At 71.6% G+C, this 18,147-nt stretch carries 15 protein-coding genes; 4 read left to right on the top strand and 11 right to left on the bottom strand.

Translation table 11 applies throughout. The features are described 5' to 3' along the window. Positions 1-12 precede the first annotated feature (12 nt). Positions 13-1,215: an MFS transporter gene (locus tag DXK32_RS26890; RefSeq protein ID WP_114861316.1), complete on the bottom strand. Its 1,203-nt coding sequence runs from the start codon at positions 1,213-1,215 to the stop codon at positions 13-15. Further along, positions 1,212-2,405, bottom strand: coding sequence for a serine hydrolase domain-containing protein (locus DXK32_RS26885; protein WP_114861315.1), 1,194 nt, complete (start codon positions 2,403-2,405; stop codon positions 1,212-1,214). The genes DXK32_RS26890 and DXK32_RS26885 overlap by 4 nt, the downstream gene beginning before the upstream one ends. Before the next feature lie 116 nt (positions 2,406-2,521). Here DXK32_RS26885 and DXK32_RS26880 point away from each other — a divergent pair, with 116 nt between their 5' ends. After that, positions 2,522-3,430 carry a LysR family transcriptional regulator gene (locus tag DXK32_RS26880; protein ID WP_114861314.1) on the top strand — a complete coding sequence of 303 codons (909 nt, stop codon included), beginning with the start codon at positions 2,522-2,524 and terminating at the stop codon, positions 3,428-3,430. 82 nt (positions 3,431-3,512) lie between these two features. Beyond that, on the top strand, positions 3,513-5,633 hold the full coding sequence (locus DXK32_RS26875) for a tetratricopeptide repeat protein (RefSeq protein ID WP_114861313.1): 2,121 nt from the start codon (positions 3,513-3,515) through the stop codon (positions 5,631-5,633). Between the two features lie 6 nt (positions 5,634-5,639). On the opposite strand, the gene DXK32_RS26870 is transcribed toward DXK32_RS26875, so the two are convergent. From DXK32_RS26870 to DXK32_RS26855, 4 genes are all read right to left on the bottom strand, one after another. Continuing rightward, entirely contained in the window at positions 5,640-6,749 is a 1,110-nt protein-coding gene (locus DXK32_RS26870) for an FkbM family methyltransferase (protein WP_114861312.1), read from the bottom strand. A gap of 153 nt (positions 6,750-6,902) precedes the next feature. Continuing rightward, complete coding sequence (locus DXK32_RS26865; RefSeq protein WP_040137885.1) at positions 6,903-7,145, bottom strand: hypothetical protein; 243 nt, start codon at positions 7,143-7,145, stop codon at positions 6,903-6,905. 109 nt (positions 7,146-7,254) lie between these two features. Continuing rightward, positions 7,255-7,683: a VanZ family protein gene (locus DXK32_RS26860; RefSeq protein ID WP_114861311.1), complete on the bottom strand. Its 429-nt coding sequence runs from the start codon at positions 7,681-7,683 to the stop codon at positions 7,255-7,257. A 100-nt stretch (positions 7,684-7,783) separates the two neighbouring features. Beyond that, positions 7,784-7,984 carry a hypothetical protein gene (locus DXK32_RS26855; protein ID WP_014200194.1) on the bottom strand — a complete coding sequence of 67 codons (201 nt, stop codon included), beginning with the start codon at positions 7,982-7,984 and terminating at the stop codon, positions 7,784-7,786. Between the two features lie 305 nt (positions 7,985-8,289). On the opposite strand from DXK32_RS26855, the gene DXK32_RS26850 reads away from it, so the two are divergent. Beyond that, positions 8,290-8,970, top strand: coding sequence for a LuxR C-terminal-related transcriptional regulator (locus DXK32_RS26850; protein ID WP_114861310.1), 681 nt, complete (start codon positions 8,290-8,292; stop codon positions 8,968-8,970). A 60-nt stretch (positions 8,971-9,030) separates the two neighbouring features. On the opposite strand, the gene DXK32_RS26845 is transcribed toward DXK32_RS26850, so the two are convergent. From DXK32_RS26845 to ptsP, 5 genes are all read right to left on the bottom strand, one after another. Beyond that, positions 9,031-10,635 (bottom strand): sensor histidine kinase, encoded by a 1,605-nt coding sequence (locus DXK32_RS26845; RefSeq protein ID WP_114861309.1) that lies wholly within the window; start codon positions 10,633-10,635, stop codon positions 9,031-9,033. Between the two features lie 131 nt (positions 10,636-10,766). Beyond that, on the bottom strand, positions 10,767-11,354 hold the full coding sequence (locus DXK32_RS26840) for a DUF6655 family protein (protein ID WP_114861308.1): 588 nt from the start codon (positions 11,352-11,354) through the stop codon (positions 10,767-10,769). Positions 11,355-11,616: 262 nt separating this feature from the next. After that, positions 11,617-13,344, bottom strand: coding sequence for a fructose-specific PTS transporter subunit EIIC (locus DXK32_RS26835; protein ID WP_114861307.1), 1,728 nt, complete (start codon positions 13,342-13,344; stop codon positions 11,617-11,619). A gap of 35 nt (positions 13,345-13,379) precedes the next feature. Next, positions 13,380-14,342 carry a 1-phosphofructokinase gene (pfkB, locus tag DXK32_RS26830; protein WP_114861306.1) on the bottom strand — a complete coding sequence of 321 codons (963 nt, stop codon included), beginning with the start codon at positions 14,340-14,342 and terminating at the stop codon, positions 13,380-13,382. Beyond that, on the bottom strand, positions 14,339-16,873 hold the full coding sequence (gene ptsP, locus DXK32_RS26825) for a phosphoenolpyruvate--protein phosphotransferase (protein ID WP_114861305.1): 2,535 nt from the start codon (positions 16,871-16,873) through the stop codon (positions 14,339-14,341). The genes pfkB and ptsP overlap by 4 nt, the downstream gene beginning before the upstream one ends. 221 nt (positions 16,874-17,094) lie before the next feature. Between ptsP and DXK32_RS26820 the strand changes: the two genes are divergently transcribed. Continuing rightward, a complete protein-coding gene (locus tag DXK32_RS26820) occupies positions 17,095-18,126 on the top strand; it encodes a LacI family DNA-binding transcriptional regulator (RefSeq protein WP_114861304.1) in 1,032 nt (343 codons plus the stop codon). Positions 18,127-18,147: the final 21 nt, after the last annotated feature.

The following is an 18,147-nucleotide window of genomic DNA, read 5'->3' as shown; positions in this document are numbered from 1 at the left end:
AGCGACGTCCTCTCACGCTCCGGCCGCGTCGGCCGGAGCTGGAAAGCCGTGCCGCCTCGCTCCCCACACCGCCAGCAGCGTCGCCGCCAGCAGCACCAGGACGGCCGGCGCGAAGGCGCCGACGCCCAGCCGTTCGAGCAGCACCCCGCCGAGGAGGCCGCCGCCGGCGATGGCCGTGTTCCAGGCGGTGACCAGCATGGACTGGGCGACATCCGCCGCGTCGCCCGCCGTCCTGGCCAGGGCCGTCTGGAACAGCGTCCCCGCACCGCCGAACGCCAGGCCCCAGGCGGCCACCGCCGCAAGGACGATGGCCGGGGCATCGCCCGCCACGCCGAGCACCAGAGCGGACAGACCGAACAGGGCGGTGCTGGCCAGCGTCAATGCCCGCAGATGGCCGTCGATCAGCGTGCCGACGATCCAGATGCCCAGCAGCGACGCGACGCCGAACAGCAGCAGCGCCAGATCCGTCCGCCCCTCCATGCCCGACGCCGCCAGGAACGGCGCGATGTAGGTGTAGAGGATGTTGTGCGCCAGCACGAAGGCCAGCACCACGAACAGCACCGGGCGCACGCCGGCCAGGGTGAACACGCGCCCCGGCGACAGCCGACTGCTCGCCGCCTGCCCGGCGAAGTCCGGCACCACGACGCGCACCCACAGCATGAGCGCCACCGCCAGCGCGCTCATGAGTCCGAAGCACACCCTCCAGTCCACCAGATTGCCCAGGAAGGTGCCGGTCGGCACGCCGAGCGACAGAGCCAGCGGCGCGCCGACCATCGCGACGGCGATGGCCCGGCCCTTCTGGTGGTCGGGCACCATGCGCGCGGCATAGCCCGCCAGCAGCGCCCACATCAGGCCGGCCGACACGCCCGCCAGGAAGCGCGCCACCATGGTCAGCGCGAAACTGCCGGACAGGGTCGTGACGGTGTTGGCGACGACGAAGCCGGCGATGGCCGCCAGCAGCAGCGGGCGGCGGCGCACCCCCTGCGTGGCGGCGGTCAGCGGGATGGCCGCCGCCAGCGAACCGGCGGCGTAGATCGTCACGGTCTGCCCGACCCAGGCTTCGGTCACTCCCAGCCCTTGGGCCATCTGCGGCAGCAGTCCGGCGGGCAACGCTTCGGTGAGGATGGTGATGAAGGCCGCCATGGCCAGCGCCAGCAGCGAGGCCAGGGGCAAACGGTCCGAAGCGGCGGCGCTTGTGCGCGGGAGCGTCCTCATGGCCGCGCCTCCAAAGCGCCATAGACCGCGTCGCGCAAGTCGGTGACGAAGCGGCCGCACATGCCCTCGTAGAGCGTGTTGGTGAAGGCGACGACGCTGAGGCCCCGCGCCCGGTCCACGAACCAGGAATGGCCATAGGCGCCGCCCCAGCGCCAGGTCCCTTCCGATTCGGGCGATGCGGCCGCGGCCGGGTCGCGCAGGACCGAGAAGCCCAGCCCGAAGCCGAAGCCGGGCGCGTTGGGCAGGTCCCGGCCGCCCGTCTGGTCCCGGGCCATCTCCGCGATCAAGTCGCCGGGCAGGAGCGCGCCGCCGTCCTGGCGCAGGGTCTCCAGCAGCCGCAGAAGATCCTCCGCCGTCCCCGCCATGCCCGCGCCGCCCGAAGGAAAGGCCTGCGGATCGAAGATGCGCGCAGGGCTGTAGGCGATGCCGACGGCGCCCTCGAACGGGGAAACGGTCTCGCCCTCGGCCAGCCGATGCGGCCGCGGTGCATCGCCCACATAGGCGGTCGCGACGCGCCGGGGATCGCGGGCGGTGAAGCCGGTGTCCGCCATGCCCAGCGGGCCGGTCACCAGACGGTGCACCGCCTCGTTCAGCGTCGTGCCGTGGACCCGCGCGACCAGCGCGCCCAGCACGTCGGTCGCCAGTGAGTAGCCCCAGCCCGTCCCCGGTCCGTAAAGCAGCGGCACGCCGGCGAGACGGCGCAGGTTCTCCTCCAGGCTGATGCCGGACGCGTCCATACCGTCCGACACGCCGGCCCGCGCATAGGGGCCGTCCGCGTCGGCCTCGAAGAAGCGGTAGCCGAGACCGGCCGTGTGGCTGAGCAGCTGCCGCACCGTGATGCGCGCCGGTCGGCCGTCGGCCAGCCGGGGCTGGAACCGGGGCAGCCAGCGCGTGATGTCCGCGTCGAGATCGAGCCGGCCTTGCGCCACCAGCGCCAGCGCCGCGGCGGAGACGATGGGCTTGCTGACCGAGGCCAGACGGAAGACCGTCTCCACGGCCATCGGCCGCGCGCTTTCGCGGTCGGCGAAGCCGGCGGCCTGCCGGTGGAGCAGCGCGCCGTCCCGCGCCACCAGGACGACGGCGCCGACAAGCCGCTGCTCGTCGAGCGCCCGCTGGACGGCGCTGTGGACGCGCTCACGGAGGGTCGCCGGCGGAACGCCTTGGCGGAGGGCAATGGGTGGATGGGTCATGGCACGCGGCTCGTTTCAATGGGCGATGCCGTGACGATAAAAAACCTGCTATTAAAGAAAAAGGCGGGCGCAGTTCCTGATTATGCGGAGCTGGATGTCCGCAATGGAGGCGCCGGATGGACAGTCTGAACGGCTTCGTGGTGTTCGTGCAGGTTGCCGAGACGCGCAGCTTCGTCGCCGCCGGCCGGCTGCTCGGCGTGTCGGCCTCGGCCGTCGGCAAGAGCGTGGCGCGGCTGGAGGAGAAGCTGGGCGTGCGCCTGTTCCACCGCAGCACGCGCAGCGTCACGCTGACCGCCGAGGGCGCGCTGTTCCTGGAGCGCAGCCGCCGCATCCTGGCCGAGATCGAGGCGGCGGAGCTGGAGCTGTCGCAGGCCGCCGCCGTGCCGCGCGGGCGCCTGCGCGTCAGCCTGCCGCTGGTCAGCTCGCTGGTCCTGCCGGCGCTCGGCGAATTCATGCGCGCCTACCCCGAGATCGAGCTGGACCTGGACTTCACGGACCGCATGGTCGACGTGATCGAAGAGGGCTTCGACGCCGTGGTGCGCACGGGCGAGCCGGCCGATTCACGGCTGTCGGCGCGCCGGCTGGGGAACTTCCGTTTGTTGCTGGTCGCCTCGCCGGATTATCTGGCGCGGCGGGGCACGCCGCGGACACCGGCCGATCTGCGGCGGCACGACTGCCTGCACTACCGCTTTCCCAGCAGCGGCAAGCTGGAAAGCTGGGCGCTTCGGCAGGCGCCCGGCGAGTCTGACCTGCAACTGCCGACCTCGATGATCTGCAACAACATTGAAACGCGCGTGTGCTTCGCGCTGCAGGGGCTGGGGATCGCCTACCTTCCGGACTTCGCCATCCGCGATCTGTTGGCCGATGGCCGGCTGGAGCCGGTCCTGGCCGACCACGTGGGGCGCACCAGCGTTTTCCATGTGCTGTGGCCGGCGAGCAAGCACCCCTCGCCGAAGGTGCGGGCGCTGGTGGACTTCCTGCGCGCGCGGGTGTTCCCGGCCGCGAAGGCCGAGCCCGGCGGCTGACAGCCCGGCGGTTGACAGTCCTGGTGTGGTCCGGCCACTGTGAGACCATTCCGAAGCGGCCCCACGCGGATTGCCCCGGCTCATGGCCACCGTCTCCGAAGCCCTGTCCATCGCGCTCGACCATCACATCGCCGGGCGCGTGGCGGAGGCGGAGACCCTCTATGGCCGGATCCTGGAGGCGGTGCCCGGTCATCCCGACGCCAGCCATCTGATGGGGCTGCTGCTCGCCCAGACCGGGCGGGCCGCGGCGGCGCTCGCCCATCTCGACGCCGCCGTGGCCGGCGATCCGGCATCGCCGACTTATCACCTCAACCGTGGCAAGGTTCAGGACGCGCTCGGGCGGACCGCGGACGCGGCGGCGAGCTGGCTCGCCACGCTGCGCCGACAGCCGGATCATGGGGAGGCGGCGGAGCGGCTGGCCCCGGCGCTCCGCGTTCTGGCCGAGACCGCGTTCGATTCCGGCGCCCTGGCCTCCGCCGCGGCGCTTTACGAACGGGTGCTGGCCCTCGATCCGCAAAACCTGCCCGCCGCCTTCGACGGGGCGATGGCCGCCAGGGGGCTTGGACGGTTGCACGAGGCCGCCCGGCTGGCCGGGCTCGCCGCCCGTCTCGACCCGGCGTTGCTGCGCGCCCGCATGGCCGAGGCGGAGGCACGGCAGGCGCTCGGCCAGACGGAACGGGCCATCGCGGCGCTTCGTCCGGCGCTGGCCCTGGACCCCGCGCAAGGCGGGTGTTGGGCGAGCCTGTGCCTGCTGCGCAACGATTTGGGGCAGCGCGGCGCGGCGGTCGTCGCGGGCCGGCGCGCGGCGCTGGCCGCACCCGCCGACACCGGGCTGCTGGTCCGGCTCGCCGCCGCTCAGCAGATCGCCGAGAAGCCGCGCGGCGCGCTGGCGGCGGCGCGGCGCGGCCTGTCGCTCGACCCGGCTTCGGTGGACCTGCACCTCGCCCTCGGCGCGGCGCTCGACGCGGTGCACGCCCTGGAGGCGGCCGGGCGGGCGCTGGACCGGGCCGGCCGGCTGCGTCCCGGCGATGCGGCGGTGCTGGCCGAACATGGCCGGCTGTGCGAGCGCGCCGGATTGGCGGAGCGGGCGGCGGCGCTGCTGCAACAGGCGCTGGCCGCGCGCCCGGACGACGGGGACTCCTGGGTGGCGCTCGGCCGCGCCGCGCTGCGGCGGGGTGATGCGGCGTGGGCCGGCCGCTGCGCGCGTCGGGCGCTGCGGCTCGCCCCCGGCCTGCCCACCGGCCTGCTGCTGGCCGGCGTGGTTCGCGAGGCGCAGGGGGCCGATGGCGAGGCGCTGGCCCTCTACGACCGGGCGATCGCCGCGGCGCCGGGCCTCGGCACCGGCTTCTCCCGCCGGGCGATGCTGCTGCTGCGCCGGGCCGTGGGCGACGTCCCGCCGCCGCGCCAACCGTCGGGCAAGCGGCGGCTGTCGGTGTCGACGCTCGGCGATGCCGGGCGTTTCGGCAACCAGCTTCTCCAATACGGGCATCTGCGCATTTGCGCGGAGCGGAACGGGATGGAGCTGGAAACGCCGGACTGGATCGGGCGTCCTCTCTACGGCCTGGACGACCCGCTTCCCGGTCCGCCGCTGCCCAGCCTGCACGAGGAGGACTGCGGCGTTCCGGCGCTGCTGGACGGGCGGGCGCTGTCGGGCACGGGCGGTCACGACGTGGTCGGCTATTTCTGCGGCGACACCGCGCCTCTGGCGCCGCACCGTGCGCGGTTCCGCGACCTCTTCACGCCGGTCGGCGCGGTGGCGGAGCGGGCAACGGCGGCGCTGGACGGGGTGCGGGCGCGCGGGCGGACCCTGGTGGCGATCCATCTGCGCCGCGGCGATTTCGGCCTCAACGACCGCTTCTGGATCGCCCCGGAGGGCTGGTATCTCGACTGGCTGGCCGGGGTGTGGCCGACGCTGGACCGGCCGGTGCTCTATCTCGCCACCGACGCGCCGGAGCTGGCGGACCGCTTCGCCCGCTACCGCCCCGTCCTCGCCGGCGATCTGGGTGCGCCGCTGCCGGGGGCGGAGTTCTTCACCGACCACTGGATTCTGTCGCGGGCCGACCATGTCGCCGTGTCCAACAGCTCCTTCTCGGTGACGGCGGCGCTGCTGAACCCGGCGCTGCGCGCCGCCCTGCGTCCCGACCGCGAACGGGCGCGGCTGGTGCCCTTCGATCCCTGGAACGGGCCGGTCCTGCTGCCCTGACCGGGGTCAGCCGGGACGGCGGACGTAGAGCGCGTCGCCCCAGCTGTGATGGTAGGGGCTGGTCTCGGCGACGCGATCGAAGCCGTGGGCGAACAGGATGTCGTCCACATCGGCGGCGAGGCCCGAGCCCTCGTACAGCTCCGCGTAGCTGACCTCGGTCACCACCGCATCGAACCCGGCCAGCAGATCGCCGCAGCCGGTGAGAATGCGGCACTCCGAACCCTGCGCGTCGATCGCCAGCACGTTGAATCCCTCCGGCGCGAGGCCGTTGGAGGCCAGCAGGTCCGGCAAGGTCCGGGTTTCCACCTCGATGACCTCGTCGATGGTGATGTGGGGATAGACGGTCAGATGGCCGGTCAGCTCCAGAAGGGAGCTGGACTGGCGGCTCGACATACGGGAAAAGCGCGCCCGCCCGGCCCGGTCGGACACCGCGGCGTTCAGGCAGACGACGTCGCCATGGCCGGCGAAGCGGGCCTGGAGCGTGGCGAAGGTCGCCGGGTCCGCCTCGACGAACAGGACGCGGTCGGCGCCGGCCTCCCGGTAGTTGGCGTATTCCTCGCCCTCATGGGCGCCGACATGGATGATCCCGCGCGGCGCGACTCCATGGCGGGGGAACAGGTCCTTGTAGCGGAACATGCCCTGGCTGCGCGCGAACAGCCGGTTCCAGTGCCGGGGGGCGACCGCCATGTGCGTGCCGCCGCGCCCGTCCTCCGGCGGCGTGCCGCGGAATTCCAGATTGCGGTCGGCGAAGCGGAACAGCGAATAGCCGTTGGCTTGCAGGCGCGCGTACAGCGCGGCCAGTTGCCCACTGGCCTCGGCCTCGTCGAACTGAAGGAAGTCGATGCGGCGCAGGCGCAGCAGACCGGCGGCACCGTCCAGCACCGTCAAGGCGTCGCCGCAGCCCTCCAGAACCAGCCAGTCGATGTGGCGCGGCCCGACCGGACCGCACCACGCGTCGAGTCCCGGAAGGGAGGACGGCAGGGCGAAGCATTTCCGGCCGGAGGCGGCGTCGGTCCAACGCCCGGCACCGGTTCCGACCGCCACCAGAGGCGCCTCGGGCGGCAGGAAGGCTTTTTGAAGCGGAAGACCGGGAAGGGGAGGCGTCTCGTGCTGCATCTCGTCACCGCAATGGGGCTGATGAACAGTCCCAAGGGATGATCGCAGCCGCTTCCCGTCGCCTTGGCACGGTGGCCATTGTGGAAGCGGACGCGGGGCGGGTCAACGGCGCCGCCCCGTTCACATTGGCCTTGGCCGCACCAGCTTGCGGCGTCAGGCCGCGCGGTGGAGGAAGCCCAGATGCTGCGGCGCCAGCGTGGAGGCCCACTCCTCCGCCGCGTCCTGCGCCTCGCGGCGGGTGGCGAACCAGCGGGCGTCGGGGGTCCAGCTCAGCCCCTCATGCTCCGCGTGCCAGTTCCACCAGCCGTCGGTGGCCTCGCAGACCGTCAGCATCACGCCGAACGCGGATTCCAGGGCGCGGGCGCCGGTCTTAGCCTTTTCGTTGTGCCAGTCCATAAGCGTTACTCCAGATGTCCTGCCTTTCGGCATAGCATAGTTCGGTAGACGAACAAAACCAAAAACGGAGGAGGTTGCTCGGGATTGCCGGTCCGGACGCTGCGTCCCCTCACTCCGGTAAGGACGCAAACGCCGCGGGCTGCGTGACTATTCCATGGCGCACGCGGCGCGCGCGTTGGACGGTGCGATGTCCCAGCCGGACGGTCATGATTCCCAGGGCGATTCCCACGGCGTCCCCGGCCAGATCGGACAGGCTGGCTTCGCGTCCCGGGACGAAGGATTGCGCCACCTCGATGGCGGCGCCGAGCGCGAAGACCGCCAGCACCGCCAGGACGGCGGCGCGCCGCCCGGCGCTGGCCAGGATGCCGAGCAGGGTGAGGAGTCCGAAGGCCCCGGCGTGCACCAGCTTGTCGAAGCCGTAAAGGCCGCTGGGCGCCAACTGCGGCTGCAGCGCGGCCCAGAAGGCGATCCCCATGAGCCCGAGAAGGGCGCAGAGCGCGAACCGGCGCCAAACAAGGGGAAGTGGGCGGAACGTCATGGCGGCCTCCTGCGATGAAGGCCATCCTGCGCGGAACAGTCTCAAGAGCCGGTTAACCGCCCGATGTCCGCGCTGTGACATCAGGCGGGCAAGGTTCGGTTCAGGAACCGGTCGCCAGCCCCATGGCAATGCCGCGCGCCTCGGTGAAGGCGGCGCGCTGCTGCACCAGAGTCCCGTCGGCGTAGACGCCCCAACCGCTCTGCGAGCCGGTGGCGTGGTAACGGATTTCGATCCGGCGGTGACAGTCCTGCATCACGAAGTGACAGGGACTGATCTTCTTCCACATGGACACCATCGGCATGTCGGGCACCCATCCAAGCGATGAATTACGATGACTGTACCAATGGCCGATTATGGTTGCCGTGATATTAACGAGACGGCCCCAGATTCCCGCGCAAAATGGGTAGTGGCCTGTTCAGGCGTGGTTTTTCGGAGTTTCCAGGCATCCGGGAGCGTCCTGGACCGGCTTTCCGGGGTGGGCATATGCCCGATGGGAGGACGTGCCTCGGACTTCATTGGTTAATATTCTACTAACGGACGGGTGGTCGGCCCGCCAACGATAGGGTAGGGTGGCTCATCTCAATCACCTTCGAGAGTGACTGGACGATGCAATCGGTCTCCATCTTTCTGATCGACGCCAACAAACTGTTCCGCGAAGGCATGAAGGCCCTCTTCTCGGAAGGGGAGTTCCGCATCACGAAAGAGGCCGCCAGTTTCAGCGACGTACCGCCGCCGGGCATGATGGAGGGCGACACGCCCGAGCTGATCATGATGGACCCGGCTTCCGCCAACGGCACGGTCCAGGCCGTCACCGTCCTGCGGGAGCAGTATCCGACCGCGCGGCTCGTCCTTCTGGCCAGCCACCTCGACGCCCAGGAAATGGCCAACGCCATCCAGGCCGGCGCCGACGCTTTCCTGATGAAGGACATCTCCCCGGCCGCGCTGGCGCAGTCGCTGCGTCTGGTGATGATCGGCGAAAAGGTCTTCCCGACCCACCTCGCCGCCCTCCTCATCACCGGCAAGGCCGGCGCCAACAGCAGCGCCAACGGCCCGACCGCCGCCAAGGGCCTGTCGCAGCGCGAGACGCAGATCCTGGAGCGCCTGCTGCAGGGTGACAGCAACAAGATGATCGCCAATCATCTGAACATCACCGAAGCGACGGTGAAGGTTCACCTGAAGAGCCTGCTGCGCAAGATCAACGCCTCCAACCGCACCCAGGCCGCCATCTGGGCGCTGGAGAACGGGTTCGGCGGCAAGGTCGAAAAGCCGATGGAAGCCGTCGCTTAAGGATCAGGACGCCGCGCCATCCCGGAATCCGGTGGCTTCGACGCCCGACCGTTGGAACGGTCAGGCTGGAAAAGTCAGAACGAAGCGGGTTCCGGGGCGGCCGCCCTGTTCGGGGCGGTCGATCTCCAGCGTTCCGCCGAGCTGGCGCACCAGACCGTGCACCAGCGTCATGCCCATGCCCTGACCCGACCCGGCGGGCTTCACCGCGCCGGCGCCGTCCGGCAGGCCGGTTCCGTCGTCGGTCACCGTCAGCCGGCGGTCGTTTCCGCAGGCTTCGAAGCGGACCGTCACCGTTCCCTGCTGTTGCGCGCCGAAGGCGTGCTTCAGGGCGTTCAGCACCAGCTCCGTCACGATCAGCCCCATGGACGAGGCCTGCGCGGCGGGCATCGGGATTCCGTGCGCGGCGTCGATGACCAGCGTGCAGCGGCCCGAATCGATGAAGGCGCCGGTCAGGCTTTCCCCCAGCCGTTGCAGATAGTCGGCCGCGTCGAGCGTGGCAAGGTCGTTGCGCGTCGCCTCGAACAGGCGGCGCTGCACCAGCGCCATCGCCTGGATTCGCGAGAAGGCCTGCTCCACCGCCTTGCGCGCCGCCGGGTCGGTGACCGTTGCGGTCTGCATCGACACCAGCCCGTGCAGAAGCTGGAAGCTGTTCATGATGCGGTGGCTCATCTCATGGGCCACCAGCTCGCTGCGCCGGGCCTCGTCCAGCGCCGCGGCCAAACCCTGCGCCGCCCGCTTTTCCGCGTCGATGTCGCTGACCACGGCGACCACGCCGGTGATCCGCCCGTCGCCGTCGCGCAACGGGGCCGCCGACACGCGCGTCCAATGCTCCGTCCCGTCGGCGGCGCGGTGCAGGAAATCCATGCCGGGAACCACGATCTCGCCCCGCAAAGCGCGCGCGCCCGAGAAATCCTTGCGTTCGACCGGCCGCCCGTCGGGGTGGAAGGCGCGCCAACGCGATGCCTCCCGGTCGTCGGCCGACGGCAGGGAACCGTTGGTGTAGTCGCGCATCAGCCGGTTGTTGCGGGTGGTTCGGCCCTGCGTGTCGTAGACGGCGACGCCGACCGGCAGATGCTCCAGAACCGAGGACAGCAGCGCTTCGCTGGCTTGACGCTCCCGCTCCGTCCGGTCCCGCTCGATCAGCAGGGCGGCGGTGTGGGTCAACAGATCCACCGATTCCAGGTCCAGCGGGCCGGGCGCGCAGGGGGTGGCGTGGTAGATGGTGAAGGCGCCGAGCACCGTCCCGTTGACCGCGCGGATCGGCGTGGACCAGCAGGCGGCGATGCCATGCTCCCGCGTCAGCGCGTGGTAGGGCGCCCAGCGCGGGTCCAGCGCCACATTCTCGACCACCACCCGCTCCCCGCTGTGGGCGGCCAGCCCGCAGGAGGGGGCCTGCGGCCCGATCTCGAACCCGTCCACCGCCCGGGTGTAGGTGTCCGGCAGGCCCGCCGCCACGCCGAAGCGCAGGGTGAGACCGCCCTCGTTGACCAGGAATATGGCCGCGCGCGCGCCGAGCTGCTCGGCGCCCGCCCGGACCAGCAGGGTCAGCACCTCATCCAGTCCGGCGCCGCCGATCGCCCGTTCCAGCGCGGTCTTCTGGGCGAGCAGCAGCCGTTCCGATCGCCGGGCGCCGCCGCCGTCCCGCTCCGCCCTTTGGTCGTCCAAGATGCCGTCGCCTTTGCGCTTGATGCCGCGCCCCGCGGGGCCATGGCATGGTACGCGTCCACCCCCGGCCGCGCCAGAGAATGCGGCCATGGCTTTGGTTGAACGCAAGGATTCCGCGCGGGGATGCCGCGTCAGTTGGTCTCTTCGGGGTAGGGGGGCGAGGTGCGCCAGGAGAACAGCGTCATCGCCCGGTAGCTCTGCTCCCCCGACAGGCCGTAGGCCGGCTCCGTCGAGGCGACCAGGGCGCCGCTCTGGTTGTCGTAGGCGAAGGCGGAGAATTTCGCGACCGCTTGGTTCTCGGTGGAGCTGTAGACCGATGCTTCCGGCAGCGTGATCGCGCCGGGCAGGGTGATCGGCGGAATGCCCAGCACTGTCTTGCTCTGGTTCACCGACAGGGCGCCCAGCCGGATCTCGATGATCGTGTCGGCGGTCGCCCGGTCGGGGACGAGACGGACGCCCTGGCGCAACAGCGATTCCTTGATCGCGCTGGCGGCATACTTGGCGTCGGTGCCGTCGAAATTGCCGGTGTCGAGGAAGGCGCGCTTGTCCGCCGGCAGATCCAGCCGCAGGCGGTTGGCGGCGTTGTCCGCGGCGCTGGAGATCAAAAGCTGTTCGGTGGCGGTCCGGGACGGAAGGCTTTCCTTCACATCGGTGCATCCGGCGGCCAGGGCCGCGGTGGCGGCCAGCGCTGCAAGGATCATCGGTCTGTTGCGGGGCATTCGGGTCCTCGTGCGTTTCGTCTCCGGCTTCTCAGGTTCGCCCGGTCCGGGCAAGGGAGAGATTTGGGACCAAGCCCGCACGGCGCAAAACACGCCGGGCAGAAAAAAAGCCACGCATGGGAACCATGCGTGGCCTGAGTCTAGGGAGGAAACGCCCTATAGAGCGTGCTGCCGAGGCAGCAAAACAAAGTTAGGGCTGACGAGGCGTTCTGTCCAGGGGTTATGTAAACGTTTTCATCTCAGCGACGCTTTCGCAGCGCTGTTACGCCGCCGCCACGCTACTGACCGGACGCTTCAGGAACCGCAGCGCGACCGCGGTGGTGACCGTCCCGGCGACCAGCGCCACGACGTAGCCCGCCAGATGGGTTACGGCGTTGGGGATGGGCAGGACGAAGATGCCGCCGTGCGGAACCTTCAACTCCGCCCCGATGCCCATGGAGATGGCGCCGGTCAGCGCCGCGCCCAGCACCAGCGCCGGGATGACGCGCAGCGGGTCGCGGGCGGCGAAGGGGATGGCGCCTTCGGTGATGAAGGCGATGCCCAGGATGCCCGCGGCGTTGCCGGCCTCGCGCTCCTCCTTGGTGAAGCGGTTGGCGAACAGCTTGGTGGCGAGCGCGATGCCGAGCGGCGGCACCATGCCGGCGGCCATGGCGGCGGCCATCGGGGTGTAGACCTGGGAGGCGATCAGGCCGGTGGAGAAGGCGTAGGCGGCCTTGTTGACCGGCCCGCCCATGTCGAAGGCCATCATCGCGCCGATCAGCAGGCCGAGCAGGATCGCGCTGCTGCCCTGCATCCCCTTCAGCCAGGCGCTCAGCACCGCCAGGGCTTCGGCCACCGGGGCACCGACCACATAGATCATGGCGAGGCCGGTGATGAGGGAGCCGAGCAGCGGCAGGATCAGCACCGGCTTCAGCCCCTCCAGATTCTTGTGCAGCCGGATGTTGCGGTTGAGAAAACTGGTGGCGTAGCCGGCGATGAAGCCCGCGACGATGCCGCCGAGGAAGCCGGCGCCGAGGTTGGCGGCCAGGATGCCGCCGACCATGCCCGGCGTGATGCCCGGACGGTCGGCGATGGAGAAGGCGATGTAGCCGGCCAGCGCCGGAACCATCAGCGCGAAGGCGCCCTTGGCCCCGATCTGGAACAGCGCGTTGCCCAGCGTGCCCTGCTGGCTGTCCTCGAACACGTAGATGCCGCCGAGCGCGAAGGCGATGGCGATCAGCAGGCCGCCGGTCACCACGAAGGGCAGCATGAAGGACACGCCGGTCATCAGATGCTTGTAGGGGCCGCTGCGCTGCGCCGCCGCCGGCGCCGCCTTGCCCGCCGCTGCGCCGTCGGCCGGCGCCGGGGCGGCGCCGTGGGGCTGGGCCTCGGCCAGGGCGCGTTCGACCAGGGCGCGCCCGTCGTTGATGGCGGGCTTGGTGCCGCTCTTGAAGACGCGCTTGCCGGCGAAGCGGGCAAGGTCGACCTGCGTGTCGGCGGCGATCAGCACCACGTCGGCCTCGCGGATCTCCTGCTCGGTCAACGTGTCGCGGGCGCCGACCGAGCCTTGCGTTTCCACCCGCACGGCGTGGCCCAGCGCCTGGGCGGCCTGCTGGATGCCCTCCGCCGCCATGAAGGTGTGGGCGATGCCGGTGGGGCAGGAGGTGATGGCGACGATTTTCTTCGTCGCCGTCTGGGCCGGGGCTTGGGCCGGTGCCAACGCCTGCTCCAGCACCGCCCGCGCGTCGCGCAGCACGGCGTCGAGCGCCGCGACGCTGCGCTTCAGCCCGGCGAAGCGCTCCTCGCCGAGATCGCCGGAACCGACGAGAATCACGCCTTGCGCGCCCTGGGCTGCCCCGGTGGGCAGCGTGTTGCGGACGCCGAGGCTGGAGCGCACCTCCACCTGGATGGTGTGGCCGAGCGCCGCCGCGGCCTTGCGCAGCGCTTCGGCGGCCAGGACGGCCTGGGTGCTGAGATCGCCCGCCGCGATCACGGCCAGCATGTTCGCCATGGTTTCCTCCCGAGCGGTCGCCCGCTCCCCATTCATTAAAGCGTTGATATCTCGACCTGCCCGGCCAGCGCGCGGACCGCGTCCGCCCCCGGCAGGTTGGGTCCGAAGCAGCCGAGCTTCGCCGTGGCGAAGGCCACGGACAGGCGGGCGACGCCCTCCAGCGACAGCTCCGCGCCGAAGGCGGCGATCAGCCCCGCTACCATGGCGTCGCCGGCCCCCACCGTGCTCAGCGCGTTGACCGCCGGCAGCCGGGCGTGCAGCGCCGGGCCGTCGGCCACGAACAGCGCGCCGTCCGCCCCCAGCGAGACCACCACGACCGCCACGCCGCTGCGGTGCAGGCCGCGCGCCGCCTCCAGAAGGTCCGCGGTGGCGGGCAGCGGCGCGCCGGCCCAGGCTTCCAGCTCGTGCCGGTTGGGCTTGATGCAGAAGGGCAGGTCCGGGGCGGCCAGCGCCGCCGCCAGCGGCGGGCCGCTGCTGTCCAGCACCACGCGGGCGCCCTGGGCGCGCAGGTCCGCCGTCAGCGTCGCGTAGCTGTCCGCCGGCAGCCCGTCCGGCAGGCTTCCGGCCAGCAGGACCGGCGTGCCCGGCAGCACCAGCTCGCGCAAAGTGCGGCGGACGCGGTCGAGCGCGTCGGTGTCGGCGGTCAGGCCGGGCAGGTTGAGGTCGGTGGTGTCGGCGGCGGCAAGGTCGGCGATCTTGACGTTGACGCGCGTCTCGCCGGGCAGCCGGACGAAGCGGTCGGCGATGCCCTTGGCGGCGAACAGCGCCTCGAAGGCGGCGGCGTTGCCGCCGCCCAGCAGGCCGGTGGCGACCACCGGCGTGCCCCAGTCGGCGAGGCAGCTCGCCACGTTCACGCCCTTGCCGCCGGCGTTGCGCCGCACGGCGCTGGCCCGGTGCACATGGCCGGGGCGCAGCGCCTCCACCGTGATGGTCTGGTCGATGGCCGGGTTCAGCGTGACGGTGACGACCGGCCGGATGTCCTCGTCGAACGTGCTCATGCCGCACCTCCATCGAGAGCGCGCACCGCGTCGGCGGTCTCGCAGTCCAGCGCCCGTTGTGCGGCGTCCTTCAGGGCGGACAGGTCGCTGCCGCGTAGCCGGTCCTTCACGGCGGGAATGTCGCGCGGCGTCATGGAGAGCTCGCGCACGCCGAGCCCGGTCAGCAGGGCCGCGCCGAACGGGTCGCCGGCGATGCCGCCGCAGACGCCGACCCAGCGGCCGTGCCGCTCCGCCCCCTCCACGGTCAGGCGGATCAGCCGCAGCACGGCGGGGTGCAGGCTGTCGGCCTCCGCCGCCAGTTCGGGGTGCTGGCGGTCGATGGCCAGCGCGTATTGCGTCAGGTCGTTGGTGCCGATGGAGAAGAAATCGACATGGCGGGCCAGCACGTCGGCCTGGATGGCCGCCGCCGGCACCTCGACCATGATGCCCAGCGGAACGGCCGGTGCGTCCAGCTCCGCCCGGATGCGCTCGCAGGCGGCGCGCAGGGCCTGCACCTCGCCCAGCGCCGTGATCATCGGGAACATGATCGACAGGGCACCGCCGTCCTTGGCCGCGCGATAGAGCGCGCGGAGCTGCGTCTCCAGAAGCTCGGGCCTGCGCAGCAGAAGGCGGGCGCCGCGCACGCCGAGGAAGGGATTCTCCTCGAGGGGAAGCTGGAGGTGCGGCACCTGCTTGTCGCCGCCGATGTCGAGCGCGCGGACGATCAGCGGGCGGCCCTCCAGGGCGGCCAGCATGCCGCGGTAGGTCTCGTACTGCTCGTCCTCGCTCGGGGCGTCGCCGCGCTCCAGGAACAGGAACTCGGTGCGCATCAGCCCGACGCTCTCCGCCCCCTGCGACAGGGCGACCGCCACCTGATCGGGGCGGTTGACGTTGGCGCCGATCTCCATCGCGTGGCCGTCGCGGGTGCGGGCGGGCAGGCCGCGCCGGGCCTCCTCCTCGCCCTTGCGGGCCTCCTCCCGCGCGATCCAGGAACGGGCGTCGGCGGTGTCGGCCTCGGCGGGGGACAGGTGCAGGCGGCCGGTCTGGCCGTCGAGGATGGCCGGGGTGCCGTTCGCCAGCTCCATCAGCGCGGCACCGCCCGCCACCATCGCCGGCAGGCCCAGCGTGCGCGCCAGGATGGCGGTGTGGGAGGTAGGGCCGCCCTGCGCCGTCGCCAGCCCGATCACCCGCGCCATGTCCAGCGCCGCCGTGTCGGAGGGCGACAGGTCTTCGGCGATCAGGATGCAGGGGGTGTCCGGCAGGTCCGGTGCCCCGCCGGCGCGCAGCGCCGGGTCGATCCGCGCCAGCACGCGCTGGCCGACGTCGCGCAGGTCGGCGGCGCGCCCGGCCAGGACCGGGTTGTCGAGCGCGGCCAGCCCGGCGGCGGTGCGCTCCACCGCCTGATGCCAGGACCAGGCGACGCCGTGCCCCTCGACCATGAGCTGGCAGGCGAGCGTCACGAGGTCGGTGTCGTTCAGGATTTCCGCCTGGGCGGTGAAGATCGCCGCCTCCGACGGCCCGAGCCGGCGGGCGGTGTCGTCGGCCAGCGCCTTCAGATTTTGGCGGGTCAGGCTCAGCGCCTCGTGCAGGCGGTCGCCGCCTTCGATCAGCGGGACCGGCTCGTCGGGCACCGACACCACGGCGCGCGGCAGCACATGCACCGGGCCGATGGCGAGGCCGGGGCTGGCGCCGATTCCCGGAACGGCGGGCAGCGGGTTCGGCGGCGTCCAGCCGCGCGCGGGCGCGCGGGACTTCTGCGCCGCGGCGGCGTCCGCCTTTTCCCGCGCGGTCAGCCGGGTGATGGTCGCCTTCATGCGGGCCAGCGCCGCCACGGCGTCCTCGCCCTCCGCCGAGACGACCACGCTGTCGCCGGCGCGCAGGCCGAGCTGGAGCAGAGCCACCAGCGCCTTGGCGTCGGCCACCAGATCGCCGTGGCGGACCTGGATGCGGGCGGCCGAGGCGCGCGCCGTCTCCACCCAGGCGGTGGCCGGGCGGGCGTGCAGGCCGGTGGGGTAATCGACCACCCAGTCGAACCGCTCCGCCAGATCGCCGCCCGGCGTGGCCGGGGCGGCAACGGGCGCGTCCTCGCCGAGGGCGGCGGCGAGGGTGGCGGGGTCGGTGACGGTGAACAGGGCGGTCAGCCGCGCCTCGTCCTGCATCAGCCGGGTCAGGCGGCGCAGCACGGCGATGTGGGCGTCGGACTGGGCGGCGATGGCGACCACCAGATGGGCCGTCTGGCCGGGATTCCAGTCGATGCCGCCCGGCACCTGGAGGACGGCGATGCCGCTGCGGCGGACCATGCCGCGGTCCTCGACCATGCCGTGGGGGATGGCGACGCCATGGCCGAGGAAGGTGTTCGCCACCGCTTCCCGGCGCAGCATGCTGGCGGCATAGGCCGGATCGATGCAGCCGGCGGCGATCAGGAGCTGGGCGGCCTCGCGGATCGCCTCCTCCTTGCCGGCGGGGCTGGCGTTCAGCCGCAGCAGGTCGGGCCGCAGCAGATCGGGCGGCAGGCCGGGGGGCATGAGGGCGGTGTTGGTGTCGGGGGCCATGGCGGGTCCGTCTCCTCCGTTCGGTGTGGCGCCGGGCGGTCTTGGGTGTCGTCCTTGCAGCGCTGTTATTGAAAACGATTACATCGGGGTCTGTCAACGGAGTTTGCATTGAATCCGCCGACTCCTTCGGGCAGACTGAACCGTATGGGGCGCGCGGATGGCCCTAAGGGATGGAAACGATTTCAGAAACAGTTTCACGACGGATCGGTGACCGCATCATCATGAGCGACAGCGTCAAAGCCACCAGCATCAAGGCCGTCGGTATCAAGGATGTCGCCCGCGAGGCCGGGGTCTCGGTCGCCACGGTGTCGCGGGTGCTGAGCAACGGCCCGGTCAGCGACGCGTTGCGCGCGCGGGTGGAGGACGCGGTGCGGGCCACCGGCTACCGCCCGAACCTGTCGGCGCGGCGGCTGCGCTCGCAGCATTCCCAGACCATCGGGCTGATCGTCTCGGACATCCGCAACCCCTTCTTCACCGCGGTCAGCCGCGCGGTGGAGGACGCGGCCTTCCAGGCCGGCATGCGGGTGATCCTGTGCAACACCGACGAGAACCCGGAGCGGGAGGCCATGTACCTGCGGCTGATGCAGGAGGAGCGGGTGACCGGCCTGATCTTCGCGCCGACCCGCGCGACGCTGGCCCAGCTCGACCGGGCGGACCTGGACTTCCCGGTGGTGCTGATCGACCGCAGCGCGCCGGCCGGGCGGTTCGATTCGGTGGTGCTGGACAACCCGCAGGCCGCCGCCCTTCTGGTCGATCACCTGCACGGCCAGGGCTATCGCCGCATCGCCGGTCTGTTCGGCAACACCAGCACCACGGCGGTGGAGCGCCACGCCGGCTATCAGGCGGCGCTGGCCGCCCATGGTCTGCACGCGGAGGCGCGTTTCGTCCCCCCGACGGCGGAGGCGGCGGAGGCGGAGATCGCCCGCTGGCTGGCGGAGGCCCGGCGCTCCGGCGCCATGCCGGACGCGGTGATGGTCAGCAACAGCCTGCTGCTGATGGGGGTGGTGAAGGCGGCGCGGACTCTGGGGCTGACGATCCCCGGTGATCTGGCGGTCGCCGGTTTCGACAACGAACCGTGGACGGAGCTGGTCGGTCCCGGCCTGACGGTGATCGAACAGCCGGTCCATGAGATCGGGCGCGCGGCGATGACGCTGCTGTTCGAGCGGCTGGACGACCCGGAGCGGGCGACGCGCAAGGTGGTGCTGTCGGGGACCTGCGTGGCGCGGGCGCCGGGGCGGAGGAAGCGGGGGTAGTTTTTTGGAGAGTGGCTGCGG

It is taken from the genome of Azospirillum brasilense, assembly GCF_003349955.1.
GTDB classification, from domain to species: Bacteria; Pseudomonadota; Alphaproteobacteria; order Azospirillales; family Azospirillaceae; genus Azospirillum; species Azospirillum brasilense_B.
This window is presented reverse-complemented; position numbering and strand designations above follow the sequence as displayed.

Coding starts and splice junctions, on each gene's coding strand:
- DXK32_RS26890 (WP_114861316.1), bottom strand. CDS start 1,215: ATGAGGACGCTCCCGCGCACAAGCGCCGCCGCTTCGGACCGTTTGCCC.
- DXK32_RS26885 (WP_114861315.1), bottom strand. CDS start 2,405: ATGACCCATCCACCCATTGCCCTCCGCCAAGGCGTTCCGCCGGCGACC.
- DXK32_RS26880 (WP_114861314.1), top strand. CDS start 2,522: ATGGACAGTCTGAACGGCTTCGTGGTGTTCGTGCAGGTTGCCGAGACG.
- DXK32_RS26875 (WP_114861313.1), top strand. CDS start 3,513: ATGGCCACCGTCTCCGAAGCCCTGTCCATCGCGCTCGACCATCACATC.
- DXK32_RS26870 (WP_114861312.1), bottom strand. CDS start 6,749: ATGCAGCACGAGACGCCTCCCCTTCCCGGTCTTCCGCTTCAAAAAGCC.
- DXK32_RS26865 (WP_040137885.1), bottom strand. CDS start 7,145: ATGGACTGGCACAACGAAAAGGCTAAGACCGGCGCCCGCGCCCTGGAA.
- DXK32_RS26860 (WP_114861311.1), bottom strand. CDS start 7,683: ATGACGTTCCGCCCACTTCCCCTTGTTTGGCGCCGGTTCGCGCTCTGC.
- DXK32_RS26855 (WP_014200194.1), bottom strand. CDS start 7,984: ATGCCGATGGTGTCCATGTGGAAGAAGATCAGTCCCTGTCACTTCGTG.
- DXK32_RS26850 (WP_114861310.1), top strand. CDS start 8,290: ATGCAATCGGTCTCCATCTTTCTGATCGACGCCAACAAACTGTTCCGC.
- DXK32_RS26840 (WP_114861308.1), bottom strand. CDS start 11,354: ATGCCCCGCAACAGACCGATGATCCTTGCAGCGCTGGCCGCCACCGCG.
- DXK32_RS26835 (WP_114861307.1), bottom strand. CDS start 13,344: ATGGCGAACATGCTGGCCGTGATCGCGGCGGGCGATCTCAGCACCCAG.
- pfkB (WP_114861306.1), bottom strand. CDS start 14,342: ATGAGCACGTTCGACGAGGACATCCGGCCGGTCGTCACCGTCACGCTG.
- ptsP (WP_114861305.1), bottom strand. CDS start 16,873: ATGGCCCCCGACACCAACACCGCCCTCATGCCCCCCGGCCTGCCGCCC.
- DXK32_RS26820 (WP_114861304.1), top strand. CDS start 17,095: ATGAGCGACAGCGTCAAAGCCACCAGCATCAAGGCCGTCGGTATCAAG.